The following is a 16,049-nucleotide window of genomic DNA, read 5'->3' as shown; positions in this document are numbered from 1 at the left end:
TGGGGCTGGACAAAAACGGCGGGCAGGAAACAAGCGCATACAGACAGCCAAGCATCGCCCACCGTGATGCTGTTGAATGTTCAAGGCCGGTCTCCGGACTCATGAGCGGCGCCTGCACGTATCAAGCGCAGGCAGGCCGGCGGCGCGCCTTCCCATATCGCGCACGATACAGTGGCAAACAGCACCGTTTTGACTCATTTACCGTTGCGGGGGCAGCGCCGGGATCGCGGCAGCACTGTGTACAAGTGCGCTCACTCACCGGCTTCCCTGTTTCACTCTGTCGACGCACGCGCCACGGAGCACCTGGAACAAGCGGCGAAGGTTAGTGGGTTGGGGGGGGGAGCGTCAATTAAAGCTGGCCTGGCACTTGAACCATCCTGCGCAGGCAATCCTCTACCCTTACAGGCATTCAGGAGAAAATCATGCATAAAACAAGACTCGCCTTACTCATCATGCTCGCCGGCACCCTCGCCGCCTGCGGTGAAAGCTCGACGTTGCAGGTCTCGGATGGCACCGGGCCGTCGCCCAAATTGCCGCAGCCGAACAAGACGCTGATCCCCACCGTGAATATCGCACCGGCCATCGGCTGGCCTGATGGCGCCAAGCCGACGGCCGCCGCCGGTACTCAGGTGGCCGCGTTCGCCGAAGGCCTGGACCACCCGCGCTGGCTGTATGTGTTGCCCAATGGCGACGTGCTGGTGGCCGAAACCAACGCGCCGCCCAAGCCGGATGATGCCAAGGGCATTCGCGGCTGGGTGATGGAGAAAGTCATGGGCCGCGCCGGCGCTGGCGTGCCGAGCCCGAACCGCATCACCCTGCTGCGCGATGCCGACCATGACGGTGTGGCCGAGACACGCACGGTGTTCCTGGAAAATCTCAACTCGCCATTCGGCATGACCCTGGTGGGCAACGACCTCTACGTGGCCGACTCGGACAAACTGCTGCGCTTTGCCTATCAGCCTGGTGAAACCGCGATCAAAACCCAGGGCGCCACGGTGGTGGACTTGCCCGGTGGCCCGCTGAATCACCACTGGACGAAAAACGTGGTGGCGAGCAAGGACGGCAGCAAGCTGTACGTGAGCGTCGGCTCCAACAGTAACGTCGGCGAAAACGGCCTGGAAGCCGAACAAGGCCGCGCAGCGATCTGGGAAGTTGACCGCGCCACCGGCCAGCACCGGATTTTCGCCTCGGGCCTGCGCAACCCCAACGGCATGGCCTGGGAACCGCAAAGCGGCAAACTGTGGACGGCAGTCAACGAGCGCGACGAAATCGGCAGCGACCTGGTGCCGGATTACATCACGTCGGTCAAGGATGGCGGCTTTTATGGCTGGCCGTTCAGTTACTACGGTCAGCATGTGGATGTGCGCGTGACGCCGCAGAACCCGGAGCTTGTGGCCAAGGCCATTGCGCCGGACTACGCCGTGGGCCCGCATACCGCGTCCCTGGGACTGACCTTTGCCGAAGGCAGCAAACTCCCGGCGCCATTCAGCAACGGCGCGTTCATCGGCCAGCACGGCTCGTGGAACCGCAAGCCGCACAGTGGCTACAAGGTGATCTTCGTGCCGTTCGAAGGCGGGCAACCCAAGGGGCAGCCGGTGGACGTGCTGACCGGCTTCCTCGACAAGGACGAGAAAGCAATGGGCCGGCCGGTGGGCGTGGTGATCGATCAGCAGGGGGATCTGCTGGTGGCTGATGATGTGGGGAATAAGGTGTGGCGGGTTTCAGCAGCTAAATAAACGCCGCGAAAAAATGTGAGAGGGGCTTGCCCCCGATAGCAGTGGGTCAGTCAATGAATTCCTGGACTGATGCACCGTCATCGGGAGCAAGCCCCTCCCACATATGGATCCTGGTTTCAGCGTTAAGGGTTGCGCGCCAGATGCTCGGCCGGCAATACGCGCTTGGCGCTCAGGTACGCATTCTGCCAATACGCCTTGGACAGGGTATCCAGCTTCACTGTGCCGCCGGTTTGCGGCGCGTGCACGAAACGACCTTCACCCACGTAGATGCCCGCATGGCTGACGCGGGAACCGCCGCCGGTGGCGAAGAACAGCAAATCACCGGTCTGCAGGTTCTGTTCACTCACGTCCTGGGCGCGCATCACGATCAGTTCGCGGGTGGTACGCGGCAGGGAAATGCCGGCGGCATCACGATAGACGAACCCGATCAGGCCACTGCAATCGAACCCCGAGTCCGGCGTATTACCGCCCCAGCGATACGGTGTGCCAACCAGGCCGAGTGCACGGAAAAGCACGTCTTCGGCCGCAGGCGAGAAACTCTGGGTGGCAGCGTAGTTGAACACCGGCTTGGGCTTGACGGCGACAGGCGCCGGCGGCGGTGGACGGCTTGCGCAGGCGCTGAGCAGCGCGGCGCAAACAAGAAGCATGAGGCGGGCCGAGGTCGACATGGGCAGAACAATCCTGGTCTGGATGCGGCTTTCGCTGCCGAACGCTGAAAACCAGAACGCGCAAGCAAAGCTCGCGCGAACGGATTACAACAATGTCCAGGGATTCTAGCGCTTACGCGTCAAACTTCAAGTATCACTTTAACTTTACTTACTGGCGGTCACTGTGGACGGGGCCATGGCCAGTGCGCGCTTGGCTTCAATGAAGGTCTTGCTCCAGTAACTGTCGCCCAGGCTGTCGACTCGAACACCGCCACTGCGACGGCTGCTGGAGTGGATAAACTGGTTATCGCCCAGGTAGATACCGGCGTGGCTGACACGACCACGGCCCGCTGTACTGAAGAAAAGCAGATCGCCAGGCTTGAGGTTGTTGCGCGCGACCAACGGTGCTTTCACGTTGATCATTTCGCGCGTCGAGCGTGGCAGATTCATGCCCGCCTCTTCACGAAACAGATAACCGATGAAACCGCTGCAATCGAAACCGGCTTCAGAGGTACCGCCGAAACGGTAACGGGTACCGATCAGCGACATGCCGCGTTCGAGGATGCTGTCGGCCAGCACCGGAAGCTGGTAAGGCTTGCTGCCGGAGAAATCGGTCAGCTCTTTTTCGGTTGCCAGCTCTTCTTCGTAAACAGAAGCAGACTGAGCAGCAACGAATTTTGCCTGGCTTTGAACCTGTGGTTTTTGCTGGACAGCCACTTGCTGGGGCTGGGAGGCGCAACCAAACAACAGGGTGACAAGTGCGAGAGGCACGAGGGGTGCGAAGCGATTTAGCATGGGCACGACCGTGGCTGGTATGTAAAGAAGCCGAGACTATGCCCGCTATCGGATCGATTTGCAAATTCAATCGAGGTCTATGTGACTTGGCGATTGGACTGCGCCATCTAAGCCGTAATTCCATTTAATGAGCACAATGCGTAGCCGGTGAGGCTAAAACGCAGGATTTCTGGCGCCTGAAAAATGCCGAACCGTTGCGAATCAAACGGTTACCAGCCCAACGTCTCTTTGAGAAAAGGGATCGTCAATTTTCTTTGTGCCTGCAGGGAGGCCTGGTCAAGTTGTTCGAGCAAATCGAACAACGCGCTCATGCTGCGGGTGCCACGGGTGAGAATAAAATGCCCGACTTCGTCGGTAAGGTGCAGGCCGCGACGCGATGCACGCAATTGCAGGGCACGCAATTTGTCTTCGTCGGACAAGGGGCGCATCTGAAAGATCAGCGCCAGGGTGAGGCGTGACTTGAGGTCGGCCAGTTTGACCGGCAATTCCCGGGGCGAGGTGGACGCCGCGATCAGCAGGCGCCTGCCGCTGTCACGCAGGCGGTTGAACAGATGGAACAAGGCTTCTTCCCACTGCGCTTTGCCGGCGATGGCCTGCAGGTCATCCAGGCACACCAGTTCGTATTGCTCAAGGTTGTCGAAAATGCCGATGCCACGGTCCATCAGCTCGGCCAGTGGCAGATACACCGCCGGCTCGCCCATCTGCTCGAAGCGCAGGCACGCGGCCTGCAACAGATGGGTACGTCCCACGCCATGTTTGCCCCACAGATAGATCAGGCTTTCCGTCCACCCGGCGTCGGCTTCGCATAGACGCTCGACATAGCCGAGTGCTGCGGCATTGGCGCCTGGGTAGTAATTGATAAAGGTTGCGTCATCACGCAGACGCACACCTAGGGGCAGCTGAATCGGTTTCATGCTGACTGAACGGCTCCCATCGAACCGCTAGTGGCCTCTGTGTAAAGTTGGCAAAGTCTATACCCGTGACGCCGGGCGCACAATGCAGCAGACCACAAGCAAAATCAAAGGTTTGCGTTAACCTGCCGGTTTATACGGAGTGTTTGACGCGCCCACCTCATAAACAACAAACCCGGCCATGAGCCGGGTTTGTCGCACTGCGATTACAGCTCGGGGTCTTCGACGCCCGTGTACACATCCGAATCCTTGTACAGCACGTGCACATGGCGCACCAACACCATGATCACTGCCGCCACGGGCAAAGCCAGCAGGATGCCGGTAAAACCGAACAGCTCACCGCCCGCCAGGATCGCAAAGATAACCGCCACCGGGTGCAGGCCGATCCGATCACCCACCAGCAAGGGCGTCAGCACCATGCCTTCGAGGGCCTGGCCGACCATGAACACCGCGACAATCCCCAGCATCGGGTACAGGTCGCCGCCGAACTGGAACAACCCGGCCACCAGCGCCGCGCCGATCCCGATCACAAAGCCCATGTAGGGCACAATGGCCGCCAGGCCCGCGATCAGGCCGATCAACAGGCCCAGCTCCAGGCCGATAGCCATCAGCCCGGCCGCGTAGATGATGCCCAGTGCCAGCATCACCAACAACTGGCCACGCACGAATGCACCCAGCACTTCATGGCACTCTGCCGCCAGTGATACCACGCGCTCCTCGCTGTCTCGCGGCAGCAGGCCGCGAATCTTGGCCATCATGATGTCCCAGTCGCGCAGCAGGTAAAACGCCACCACCGGAATCAGCACCAGATTCGTCAGCCAACCGATCAGCGCCAGGCTGGAAGCGGTGGCCTGACTGAGCACCACACCGACGATGTCGGTGGTCTGGCCCATATGCTCGCTGATCGCGGCCTTGACCTTGTCGAACTTCCAGAACCCCTCCGACAGCCCCAGCTTGGTCTGAGCCCACGGCATCGCCGTGTGTTGCAGCCAGTCGAGCATCTGCGGCGCCAGCTCGTACAAGCGAAACAGCTGCTTGGCCAGCATCGGCACCAGCACCAGCACCAGCGCGGTGATGATCAACGTGAACAGCGCAAACACCGTCACCACGCCCAGGGTCCGCGACAGGCCGAGCTTTTCCAGGCGATCCACGACCGGATCGAACAGATAGGCGAGCAACAACGCGACCAGGAACGGCGTCAGGATCGAATGCAGCAGGAACACAAAAACGCACAGCAGGACAATCCCGCCAAGCCACACCCAACGACGCGTATCCGCCATACACCACTCCAATTGCTTCTATATAAGGAAGAATATTTACCAACGAAAACGCAGTTGCGCCTGAGGTTCAGGTGCCGCTGCGGGTTGCGTGCCATCAACTGCGGGTGGCTGAACCGGAGCTTCACCTGCGGGAATTTCCTGCAGCCTGGCCAGGCTCAGTTGGGTGCGCAATTGATCGGCACTGCCATTGACGCGATACACAATGCGATTGCCGTCCACCCACTGCGGCTGGCCGCCAAAAGGTTCCAGCAGGTGAGCGAGCGAGGCGTAACGCTCCAGGTTCATGCCCTGCACTTCCAGCAACTGTTCGGTGGTCATGCCCGGCTTGACGGCAAAGCGCGGCGCGAGCTTCTGGCTGACGGCCAGCAGCACCGCGTCGGCAACCGCAGCGGTGTCGGCGCCTTGCGCGGTGCCCTGCTCGCTTTTATCGCCCAGCCACAGCCGCCATTTGGCCTGCCACTGGCTGCCTTCCTGGCGCGCATGCACCGCGAGCAACGCGTCGGCGCCATAGCGCTCGGAAGCGGCGCGCAACGGCGTGGCGTCGGCGCCTTCCAGATTCGGTGCGGTAGCAACCACCTGTTCATCCAGATCACCCAACGGCAGGCGCAGCGGCAGGCCGCGATGCTGTGCGGCACGGCGCAGCGCCTGGGCGACGGGCTGTCCATCACCGACCAGGCTGCTGCCGTCGGTGGAATCGTTCAGCCACCAGCCAAGGATCGACGGGCGATTGCTGCCCCAGATCGACAGGCCCGCGTCACGCAGCGCGCGGTCAGTACTGACCGGGTCGAAATCCACCTGCAGGCTTTCCGGCGGGCCGGCGTCGTAACCGTATTGCGTGATGATTTGCTGCGGGTCCTTGCGGATCGCCGCCAGGCCCGGGCCTTCGGCGGCCTTGGCGTCGCCGGTCAGGCGAATCACCAGGGTCTGCACCGCGCGCTGGGTGGCCTGGTCGCGCTCCTGGGGCGACTGGCTGCTGACAGGTTCCAGCACTTGATAGAGGCCATTGAGGGTTTCGGCATGACTCGCCAGGCTGAACAACGACAAACAGCCTACAAAAAAGAATTTACACAAACGCATGGAAGATTCCCGAACGACAAATTTAGCGGGTGGAACAGACCGCGTGCACCCGGTTCAGCCAGGCTGTGACCAGAGTGATTGATAAAACATTCACAGGGTTGCGGTAAGTTTTCGTACTGTCACAACGATAGCTTGCTCAAGGCTATACCTTAATACGCACCAGGGCAGGGCCGCTGAGCATTTTTTTAATCGGCCTTTTTTAGCCTATATGGCCCTGCCCGTCGGCCCGAGGATGGCCGCTGCCCCTCAAGCCTGATAAAATCGCGCGCCTTCGCAGACCGTCAACGTCGAGGCCTTTTCACAAACGCCGCCGTCGGCTCGGTCGTTACCCAGAAATCCCCCCTAAAGGCCTGGATCATGAGCAAGCAACCCTCCCTGAGCTACAAGGACGCCGGTGTAGACATCGACGCCGGTGAAGCATTGGTCGAACGCATCAAGAGCGTCGCCAAGCGCACTGCGCGCCCCGAAGTCATGGGCGGCCTGGGCGGTTTTGGCGCCCTCTGCGAAATCCCGGCCGGCTACAAGCAGCCTGTGCTGGTGTCCGGCACCGACGGCGTGGGCACCAAGCTGCGTCTGGCGCTGAACCTGAACAAGCACGACACCATCGGCATCGACCTGGTCGCCATGTGCGTCAACGACCTGGTGGTGTGCGGCGCCGAGCCGCTGTTCTTCCTCGACTACTATGCCACCGGCAAGCTGAACGTAGACACCGCGGCACAGGTGGTGACCGGTATCGGCGCCGGCTGCGAATTGTCGGGTTGCTCCCTGGTCGGCGGCGAAACCGCTGAAATGCCCGGCATGTACGAAGGCGAAGACTACGACCTGGCCGGCTTCTGCGTGGGTGTGGTGGAAAAAGCCGAGATCATCGACGGCTCCAAAGTCGCTGCTGGCGACGCCCTGCTCGCCCTGCCATCCTCCGGCCCGCACTCCAACGGCTACTCGCTGATCCGCAAGATCATTGAAGTGTCCGGCGCCGACATCGAAAACACCCAGCTCGACGGCAAGCCGCTGACCGACCTGCTGATGGCCCCGACCCGCATCTACGTCAAGCCGCTGCTCAAGTTGATCAAGGATACTGGCGCGGTAAAAGCCATGGCCCACATCACCGGCGGCGGCCTGCTGGACAACATTCCGCGCGTGCTGCCAAAAGGCGCCCAGGCGATTGTCGACGTAGCCAGCTGGCAGCGCCCGGCAGTCTTCGACTGGCTGCAGGAGCAGGGCAATGTGGACGAGACCGAGATGCACCGCGTACTCAACTGCGGCGTGGGCATGGTCATCTGCGTGGCACAGGAACACGTTGAGACCGCGCTGAACGTCTTGCGTGAAGCCGGCGAGCAGCCTTGGGTGATCGGCCAGATCGCCACTGCCGCGCAAGGCGCAGCCCAGGTCGAACTGAAGAACCTCAAGGCTCACTGATGCCTCGGACCTGTAATGTCGTGGTGCTGCTTTCCGGCACCGGCAGCAACTTGCAGGCCTTGATCGACAGCACGCGCACCGGCGACAGCCCTTTGCGCATCGCTGCGGTGATTTCCAATCGCAGCGATGCCTACGGCCTGCAACGCGCCAGGGACGCCGGCATCGACACCCGCTCGCTGGATCACCAGGCATTCGACGGTCGCGAGGCCTTCGACGCGGCCTTGATCGAACTGATCGACGCCTTCAAACCCCAACTCGTGGTCCTGGCCGGTTTCATGCGCATCCTCAGCGCTGACTTCGTGCGGCACTACGCTGGGCGCCTGCTCAATATCCACCCTTCCCTGCTGCCCAAATACAAAGGCATGCACACTCACCAGCGCGCGCTTGACGCCGGCGACAGCGAGCACGGCTGCAGCGTGCACTTTGTCACCGAGGAACTCGATGGCGGACCTCTGGTCGTACAGGCAGTGGTTCCGGTAGAGTCGGGTGACTCGGCGCAGAGCCTTGCGCAACGGGTTCATGCCCAGGAACACAGAATTTACCCACTGGCTGTTCGCTGGTTTGCCGAGGGTCGGTTGATTCTCGGTGAACAGGGTGCATTATTGGACGGTCAGTTACTCGCGGCCAGCGGCCACTTGATTCGAACTTAGGAGATTTTATGCGTCGCGCCCTGCTCTTCGCTTTTGCGCTGTTCGCCTTGCCTGCCGTGCAGGCAGCAGACCTTCACCCTTTCTCCGCCAGCTACACCGCCGACTGGAAACAGTTGCCCATGAGCGGTTCGGCCGAACGCAGCCTGACCAAGAATGACAACGGCTCCTGGACCTTGAACTTCAAGGCTTCCATGATGATCGCCAGCCTCACCGAAACCAGCGTGATCCGTTTCGACAAGGACGCCCTGCAGCCGGTCAGCTACAGCTTCGAACGTGGCGGCCTGGGCAAATCGAAGAAGGTCAACCTGGACTTCGACCAGAGCGCCAAGAAAGTCACCGGCTTTGAAAACAAGGACCCGGTGAACGTCACCCTGGAAAGCGGCATGCTCGACAAGTCGACTTACCAGTTGGCCCTTCAACGTGACGTGGCCGCCGGCAAGAAAAGCATGAGCTACCGCGTCGTCGAAGGCACGGACGTCGACACTTATGACTTCCGCGTGATTGGCCCGGAAAAGGTCCAGACCAAGGTAGGCGCCATCGACGCGATCAAGGTCGAGCGCGTGCGTGACCCGTCGCAGAGCAAGCGCATCACCCAGATGTGGTTCGCCAAGGATCTGGGCGGCGTGCTGGTGGCGTTGCGTCAGGTTGAGACGGACGGCAAGGAATACAACATCATGCTGCAGGATGGCACTGTTGATGGCCAGGCCATCAAAGGCAGCTGATCGGCAGATTGAACAAAGAGCCTCGCTGAATGCGGGGCTTTTTTTTGCCTGGTATTTGGGTGCTGAAGCTTATATCGCTATCGGGAGCAAGCCCCCTCCCACACGTGGAATGCATTCCACATGTGGGAGGGGGCTTGCTCCCGATGGCCATGACAGGGCCAACGCAAAATGAAACTTTTGTCATAAAACCCCTTCGCCTACGACCAAGCACCACGGATTACGCGGCCTGCAGCACTGTTGCGTGTCGTGCAATAAATTGTTGCGCGCAAAGACTATTTACTTAGCAAGCTAACAAAACATATAACAAAGGCCTGCGACGACTTGCCGCAGATCCACCCGAGATTGGAGCAAGCAGATGACTGTAAAAGTGACTGAACGCGACGACGAACATATGTCCCATGAAGCTCTGGGCCACGGGATTCATATCTGGGATGTCCATCAACAAGACCTGTTGGTCGGCATGTTTCACAATGAAAGCGACGCTCATAACTATAAGAACGAGCTGGAAACGCTTGAACTGAAACGCCAGGCACAGAGTTCCTGAAACACTGAAATCTCGCAGGCACCCGGCCCCACACAGCAGCTGGCGTGCCTGCAAAGAAAAACCCCGCCTTGTGAGCGGGGTTTTTCGTGTCTACAGCCTTACCACATCAGATCGTCCGGGATCTGGTAGGCGGCGTACGGATCATCCTCGTCCGGCACCTGGCTTTCGGTGAGGATATTGAGCTGCACGATACGCTCCGGCGCGCGCTCCTGGATCTTCAGCGCCGCTTCGCGTGGGATCACCTCGTAGCCACCGCCGTGGTGCACGATGGCCAGGGAGCCGTTGCTCAGCTTGTTGCGCATCAACGTGTTGACCGACAGGCGCTTGACCTTCTTGTCGTCCACGAAGTTGTAGTAGTCCTCGGTGGTCAGCTTGGGCAGGCGCGAGGTCTCGATCAGTTGCTTGACCTGCGCCGTGCGGGCCTTGGCCTCGGCTTTTTCCTGCTGCTGCCGGTTCAGTTCCTGATCACGCTTGACCTTCTCGGCATGCGCCTCGGCCGCCAGACGGGCCTGGGTGTCATCCACCTCGGCCTGGCCCTTGTGGACCAGGCGCTGCTGCTTCTGTTTCTCTTTGCCGACCTGCTTGGCCTGCTTTTGGTTGACCAGACCTGCTTTGAGCAACTGGTCGCGAAGGGAAAGGCTCATGGTGCTTACTCACTTAGGCAACTGCTCAACCGCAGCTGGACACATTCTTTTCCTGACGCTTGGCTTCGCCCCACAGGGCGTCCAAGGTTTCGAGGGTGCAATCTTCTATGGGTTGATGCGTATCGCGCAATGCCTGTTCGATAAATCGGAAACGTCGTTCGAACTTGGCATTGGCCCCGCGCAGGGCGGTTTCCGGGTCGACCTTGAGGTGACGGGCCAGGTTGACTGCGGCAAACAGCAGGTCACCGACCTCATCGGCGATCGCAGCCGGGTCGTTGGCGGCCATGGCTTCGAGCACTTCATCGAGCTCTTCGCGCACGTTGTCCACCACCGGCAAGGCGGACGGCCAGTCGAAACCGACCTGGCTGGCGCGCTTTTGCAATTTGGCCGCACGGGACAGTGACGGCAGCGCCGTGGGCACATCATCGAGCAGGGACAGCTGCTGCGGCGCGCCGGACTTCTCTGCACGCTCCTCAGCCTTGATCTGCTCCCAGCGCGCCTTGACCTCGTCTTCGCTCAGTTGCGGCACGTCCAGCGGCGCATAGAGATCCCCGGTGGGGAACACGTGGGGATGGCGACGGATCAGCTTGCGGGTGATGCTGTCGACCACACCGGCAAATTCGAAACGCCCGTCTTCGCGTGCCAGCTGGCTGTAATACACCACCTGGAACAACAGGTCGCCCAGTTCACCCTGCAGGTGATCGAAGTCGCCGCGCTCGATGGCGTCGGCCACTTCGTAAGCCTCCTCCAGGGTGTGCGGCACGATCGTGGCATAGGTTTGCTTGATGTCCCACGGGCAGCCGTATTGCGGGTCGCGCAGGCGGTTCATCAGGTGCAGCAGGTCTTCAAGTGAATACATCGGTCTCTTTCCGCTGAAGATCACATGTGGGAGGGGCTTGCTCCCGATGACGCTGGGTCATTGCCAGATGGATTTTCTGGCCCACCGCTATCGGGAGCAAGCCCCCTTCCCACAGGTTTGGTCCGCGTCCATTCAGTTGCTTATGGCGTGCGGTTGCGCCGGGTTTCGATGATGTTCGGCAACTGGGAAATCCGCCCCAGCAAACGCCCCAATGCGTCCAACCCCGGAATCTCGATGGTCAGGGACATCAACGCGGTGTTGTCCTCCTTGTTCGAGCGGGTGTTGACCGCCAGCACGTTGATGCGCTCATTGAGCAGCACTTGCGACACGTCGCGCAGCAGACCGGAACGGTCGTAGGCACGAATGATGATGTCCACCGGATAAGTGAGCACCGGCACCGGGCCCCAGCTGACCTGGATGATCCGCTCCGGCTCACGCCCGCCCAGTTGCAGCACCGAGGCGCAATCCTGACGGTGAATGCTCACGCCACGGCCCTGGGTGATATAGCCGACAATCGCATCGCCCGGCAGCGGCTGGCAGCAACCGGCGATTTGCGTCATCAGGTTGCCCACACCCTGGATCTGGATATCGCCGCGCTTGCCGGGCTTGTAGCCGGTGGCCTTGCGCGGGATCAGTTCCAGCTGTTCGTTGCCGCGCTCCGGCTCCACCAACTGCTGCGCCAGGTTGACCAGTTGCGCCAGGCGCAGGTCGCCGGCGCCGAGGGCGGCGAACATGTCTTCGGCGATCTTCATGTTGGCCTTTTCGGCCAGCTTGTCGAAGTCCACCTGGGGCAGGCCCAGACGCGCCAGTTCGCGTTCGAGCAAGGTCTTGCCGGCGGCGACGTTCTGATCGCGCGCCTGCAGTTTGAACCAGTGGACGATCTTCGCCCGCGCGCGTGAGGTGGTGATGTAACCCAGGTTCGGGTTCAGCCAGTCGCGGCTCGGCGTACCGTGCTTGCTGGTGATGATCTCGACCTGCTCACCGGTCTGCAGGCTGTAGTTGAGCGGCACGATGCGCCCGTTGATCTTGGCGCCCCGGCAGTTGTGGCCGATCTCGGTGTGCACGCGGTAGGCAAAATCCAGCGGCGTGGCGCCCTTGGGCAAGTCGATGGCATGCCCGTCCGGGGTGAAGATATAAACGCGGTCAGGCTCGATATCCACGCGCAGCTGTTCAGCCAGGCCGCCGATATCGCCGAGTTCTTCGTGCCATTCGAGCACCTGGCGCAACCAGGAAATCTTCTCTTCGTACTGGTTGGACCCGGCCTTGACGTCGGTGCCCTTGTAGCGCCAGTGCGCGCACACGCCCAGTTCCGCCTCTTCGTGCATGGCATGGGTGCGGATCTGCACTTCGAGCACCTTGCCCTCGGGACCGATCACCGCCGTGTGCAGCGAGCGATAGCCGTTTTCCTTGGGGTTGGCGATGTAGTCGTCGAATTCCTTGGGGATGTGCCGCCACAGCGTGTGGACGATACCCAGCGCGGTGTAGCAGTCGCGCATTTCCGGCACCAGCACGCGCACCGCCCGCACATCATAGATCTGGCTGAAGGCCAGGCCCTTGCGCTGCATTTTGCGCCAGATCGAATAGATATGTTTGGCGCGGCCGCTGATGTCGGCATCGACGCCGGTGGCCTGCAGCTCGGTGCGCAACTGGCCCATCACGTCGCTGATAAAGCGCTCGCGGTCCAGGCGCCGCTCGTGCAGCAGCGTGGCGATCTGTTTGTACTGATCGGGTTCAAGGTAGCGAAAGGACAAGTCCTCCAGCTCCCACTTGATATGGCCGATGCCCAGGCGGTGCGCCAGCGGCGCATAAATGTCGAAGACTTCGCGGGCGACGCGGTTGCGCTTTTCGTCGTCGGCGGTCTTCACCGCGCGAATCGCGCAGGTGCGCTCGGCCAGCTTGATCAGGGCGACGCGTACGTCGTCGACCATCGCCACCAGCATCTTGCGCAGGTTTTCCACCTGGCCCTGGGTGCCCAGCACCATGGACTGGCGCGGGCTGAGGCTGGCACTGATGGCCGCCATGCGCAGCACGCCGTCGATCAGCTTGGCCACCACCGAGCCAAAGCGCTGGCCGACGGTGGCCAGCTCAATGTGCCCTTCGCGCACGCCGCGATAGAGCACGGCGGCGATCAGCGAATCCTGGTCGAGCTTGAGATCGGCAAGGATCTCGGCGATTTCCAACCCGGTACGAAAGCTTGAGGTGCCTTCGGCCCACAGGTTCTTGGCCGCATTGTCCTGCTGCTCGGACTCACGAGCGAACTCGCAGGCCGCTTTCAAGGCCTCACGGTCCAGTGCCGGATCGACACTGATGGCATGGTCGAGCCATGCCTCCAGATTGATACTGCCGTCGGTGTTGATCGGCTGGTGTGCTCTCACCTGTACCATCTTTCTTACCTTCCCTACGACGCACCTTGGATGCGCCGGAATCATCGCCGACCTTGACTGCGAACTCCGTGGCAGTTCATGGGCCCTGGAGAACGCAGGCCGGTCGGATTAAACGGGCATCCTAGCCCGCTTCAAATAACGCCATGGCCTCGACATGTGCCGTCTGCGGAAACATGTCGAGGATCCCGGCACGTTTTAGCCGGTAGCCCTGCCTGACCAACTCAACCGTGTCCCGCGCCAGCGTGGCCGGGTTGCAGGACACATACACCACGCGCCTGGCACCCAGGCTGGCGAGTTTGCGCACAACCTCCTGGGCACCGTCACGGGGTGGGTCCAAGAGTACCGCAGAAAAGCCCTGTTTGGCCCACTCTGCGTCAGTCAACGGCTGGGATAAATCGGCCTGAAAAAACTGCGCATTATGCAAATTGTTGCTGACAGCGTTGAGTGCGGCGCGGTCCACCATGGTCTGCACGCCTTCCACGGCGACCACTTCACGCACCTGCCCGGCCAGCGGCAGGGCAAAATTGCCCAGGCCGCAAAACAGGTCCAGCACCCGCTCATCGGCCTGCGGCGCCAGCCATTGCAACGCCTGGGCGACCATCGCCTCGTTGACCGCGGCATTGACCTGAACGAAGTCTCCCGGCCGGTAGGCCAGCTCCAGGTCCCACGCCTCCAGGCGAAACCCCAGGGGTTGATCAGGCTCTACAGGTTCCGGCTTGCCCTCGCCCTGCAGCCACAGCTGGGCGTCATGAAACGCGCAAAACTCCTTGAGCACCAGCAGGTCCGCCTCGGACAGCGGCGCCATATGCCGCAGCAACACGGCAATCGATGACCCGCTGAACAACTCCACATGCCCCAGCGCCTGAGGCTTGCTCAAGCGGCGCAGCATGTTCGGCAGACGCTGCATGATCGGTTGCAAGGCCTGTACCAGCACCGGGCATTCATCAATGCCGACAATGTCCTGGCTGGCCACGGCGCGAAAACCCACCTCGAGCTTTTTCGCCTTGCTATCCCAGCGCACCGCAACCCGCGCGCGCCGTCGATAGCCGAACTCCGGCCCACTCAAGGGCGCTGCCCACGCCTGCGGTTCAACACCTGCCACGCGGGACAGTTGCTCGGCAAGCATGCGCTGCTTCAGGGCAAGCTGTTCGTCGTGGGGCAAGTGCTGCACGCTGCAACCGCCGCAGCGACCGAAGTGCGCGCAGGGTGCCGGGCGACGCAGTTCGCTGGCGGTGAACACACGTTCAGTACGCGCCTCGACCACCTTGCCGTGAGCGCCCAGCACCCGTGCCTCCACGTCCTCGCCAGCCAGTGCACCGTTGACGAACCAGGTGCGGCCTTCAAAGAACACGATGCCCCGGCCATCGTTGGCCAGGCGCTCGATGGTCAGGCGTTGCTTTTTGCCCACGGGAATCTGTGGCGCCCGGCTGCCGCCCGTCGGTTGGAAGCGCAGGCCTCTCTCATGTTTGGCCATCAGTTGGGTTCGTCGAAGATGCCGGTCGACAGGTAGCGGTCGCCTCGGTCACAGATGATCGCGACGATCACCGCGTTTTCAACTTCCCTGGACAAGCGCAACATGCCGGCCACCGAACCGCCGGACGACACGCCGCAGAAGATGCCTTCTTCACGGGCCAGGCGGCGGGTAGTGTCTTCGGCTTCACGCTGGGCCATGTCGATGATGCGGTCCACCCGCGTCGCGTTGTAAATTTTGGGCAGGTACTCTTGCGGCCAGCGACGGATACCCGGGATCGCCGCGCCTTCCATCGGTTGCAGGCCGACGATCTGGATCGCCGGGTTCTGCTCCTTGAGGTAGCGCGAGTTGCCCATGATGGTGCCGGTGGTACCCATGGAACTGACGAAATGGGTGATGGTGCCGCCAGTCTGGCGCCAGATTTCCGGGCCGGTGGTAGCGTAGTGCGCCTCGGGATTGTCGCCGTTGGCGAACTGGTCCAGCACTTGGCCACGGCCTTCGGACGCCATGCGATCGGCCAGGTCACGGGCGCCTTCCATGCCCTGCTCCTGGGTCACCAGAATCAGCTCGGCACCGTAGGCCGTCATCGCAGCCTTGCGCTCGGCGCTGGAGTTGTCGGGCATGATCAGGATCATCCTGTAGCCCTTGATCGCCGCAGCCATGGCCAGGGCGATCCCGGTGTTGCCCGAGGTCGCTTCGATCAGGGTGTCGCCGGGCTTGATCTGCCCGCGCAGCTCGGCACGGGTGATCATCGACAGCGCCGGGCGGTCCTTGACCGAGCCGGCGGGGTTGTTCCCTTCGAGCTTGAGCAACAGGGTATTGCTGGTTTCACCCGCCATGCGTTGCAAGCGAACCAGAGGCGTATTGCCGACGCAGTCGGCGATTGTAGGGTACTGCAAGGTCATGGCGTATT

15 protein-coding genes and 1 riboswitch are annotated in these 16,049 nt (G+C 61.5%); of the genes, 5 read left to right on the top strand and 10 right to left on the bottom strand.

All coding sequences use genetic code 11. The annotated features are described in order from the left end of the window. Positions 1 to 67: 67 nt before the first annotated feature. Positions 68 to 322, bottom strand: a riboswitch (cobalamin riboswitch). A gap of 100 nt (positions 323 to 422) precedes the next feature. Continuing rightward, entirely contained in the window at positions 423 to 1,736 is a 1,314-nt protein-coding gene (locus LUB09_RS02710; protein WP_231421555.1) for a PQQ-dependent sugar dehydrogenase, read from the top strand. A 122-nt stretch (positions 1,737 to 1,858) separates the two neighbouring features. On the opposite strand, the gene LUB09_RS02705 is transcribed toward LUB09_RS02710, so the two are convergent. The 5 genes from LUB09_RS02705 to LUB09_RS02685 all read right to left on the bottom strand — a co-directional run bounded on the left by LUB09_RS02705 (position 1,859) and on the right by LUB09_RS02685 (position 6,446). Then, the gene (locus tag LUB09_RS02705; protein WP_057010337.1) at positions 1,859 to 2,404 is read right to left on the bottom strand and encodes a C40 family peptidase; all 546 of its coding nucleotides are present in this window, start codon (positions 2,402 to 2,404) and stop codon (positions 1,859 to 1,861) included. A gap of 144 nt (positions 2,405 to 2,548) precedes the next feature. Continuing rightward, positions 2,549 to 3,178: a C40 family peptidase gene (locus tag LUB09_RS02700; RefSeq protein ID WP_060548805.1), complete on the bottom strand. Its 630-nt coding sequence runs from the start codon at positions 3,176 to 3,178 to the stop codon at positions 2,549 to 2,551. A 209-nt stretch (positions 3,179 to 3,387) separates the two neighbouring features. Then, positions 3,388 to 4,092 (bottom strand): DnaA regulatory inactivator Hda, encoded by a 705-nt coding sequence (gene hda, locus LUB09_RS02695; RefSeq protein ID WP_209983550.1) that lies wholly within the window; start codon positions 4,090 to 4,092, stop codon positions 3,388 to 3,390. 203 nt (positions 4,093 to 4,295) lie between these two features. Then, entirely contained in the window at positions 4,296 to 5,369 is a 1,074-nt protein-coding gene (locus LUB09_RS02690) for an AI-2E family transporter (RefSeq protein ID WP_057010335.1), read from the bottom strand. Between the two features lie 36 nt (positions 5,370 to 5,405). After that, positions 5,406 to 6,446, bottom strand: a complete 1,041-nt coding sequence (locus LUB09_RS02685; protein WP_231421553.1) for a DUF2066 domain-containing protein — start codon at positions 6,444 to 6,446, stop codon at positions 5,406 to 5,408. Between the two features lie 357 nt (positions 6,447 to 6,803). Here LUB09_RS02685 and purM point away from each other — a divergent pair, with 357 nt between their 5' ends. The 4 genes from purM to LUB09_RS02665 all read left to right on the top strand — a co-directional run bounded on the left by purM (position 6,804) and on the right by LUB09_RS02665 (position 9,778). Beyond that, a complete protein-coding gene (purM, locus tag LUB09_RS02680; protein WP_209983556.1) occupies positions 6,804 to 7,862 on the top strand; it encodes a phosphoribosylformylglycinamidine cyclo-ligase in 1,059 nt (352 codons plus the stop codon). Further along, complete coding sequence (gene purN, locus LUB09_RS02675; protein WP_209983558.1) at positions 7,862 to 8,512, top strand: phosphoribosylglycinamide formyltransferase; 651 nt, start codon at positions 7,862 to 7,864, stop codon at positions 8,510 to 8,512. Before purM ends, purN begins: the two co-directional genes overlap by 1 nt. An 8-nt stretch (positions 8,513 to 8,520) precedes the next feature. After that, positions 8,521 to 9,234: a DUF3108 domain-containing protein gene (locus LUB09_RS02670; RefSeq protein ID WP_003238835.1), complete on the top strand. Its 714-nt coding sequence runs from the start codon at positions 8,521 to 8,523 to the stop codon at positions 9,232 to 9,234. Between the two features lie 355 nt (positions 9,235 to 9,589). Beyond that, positions 9,590 to 9,778 (top strand): hypothetical protein, encoded by a 189-nt coding sequence (locus LUB09_RS02665; protein ID WP_209983560.1) that lies wholly within the window; start codon positions 9,590 to 9,592, stop codon positions 9,776 to 9,778. A 98-nt stretch (positions 9,779 to 9,876) separates the two neighbouring features. Here LUB09_RS02665 and LUB09_RS02660 read toward each other — a convergent pair whose 3' ends face one another. From LUB09_RS02660 to cysM, 5 genes are all read right to left on the bottom strand, one after another. Further along, a complete protein-coding gene (locus tag LUB09_RS02660) occupies positions 9,877 to 10,422 on the bottom strand; it encodes a DUF2058 domain-containing protein (RefSeq protein ID WP_014719402.1) in 546 nt (181 codons plus the stop codon). 25 nt (positions 10,423 to 10,447) lie between these two features. Further along, positions 10,448 to 11,281: a nucleoside triphosphate pyrophosphohydrolase gene (gene mazG, locus LUB09_RS02655; protein WP_231421552.1), complete on the bottom strand. Its 834-nt coding sequence runs from the start codon at positions 11,279 to 11,281 to the stop codon at positions 10,448 to 10,450. Between the two features lie 140 nt (positions 11,282 to 11,421). Next, positions 11,422 to 13,665, bottom strand: a complete 2,244-nt coding sequence (gene relA, locus LUB09_RS02650; RefSeq protein WP_209983563.1) for a GTP diphosphokinase — start codon at positions 13,663 to 13,665, stop codon at positions 11,422 to 11,424. Between the two features lie 121 nt (positions 13,666 to 13,786). After that, the gene (gene rlmD, locus LUB09_RS02645; RefSeq protein ID WP_231421546.1) at positions 13,787 to 15,139 is read right to left on the bottom strand and encodes a 23S rRNA (uracil(1939)-C(5))-methyltransferase RlmD; all 1,353 of its coding nucleotides are present in this window, start codon (positions 15,137 to 15,139) and stop codon (positions 13,787 to 13,789) included. Continuing rightward, on the bottom strand, positions 15,139 to 16,041 hold the full coding sequence (gene cysM, locus LUB09_RS02640; RefSeq protein ID WP_209983567.1) for a cysteine synthase CysM: 903 nt from the start codon (positions 16,039 to 16,041) through the stop codon (positions 15,139 to 15,141). The genes rlmD and cysM overlap by 1 nt, the downstream gene beginning before the upstream one ends. Between the last annotated feature and the right edge of the window lie 8 nt (positions 16,042 to 16,049).

The organism is Pseudomonas sp. Leaf59, from assembly GCF_920984685.1.
Taxonomy (GTDB): Bacteria; Pseudomonadota; Gammaproteobacteria; order Pseudomonadales; family Pseudomonadaceae; genus Aquipseudomonas.
The sequence above is the reverse complement of the archived record's forward strand: the minus strand, read 5'-3'. Positions and strand labels throughout refer to the sequence as shown.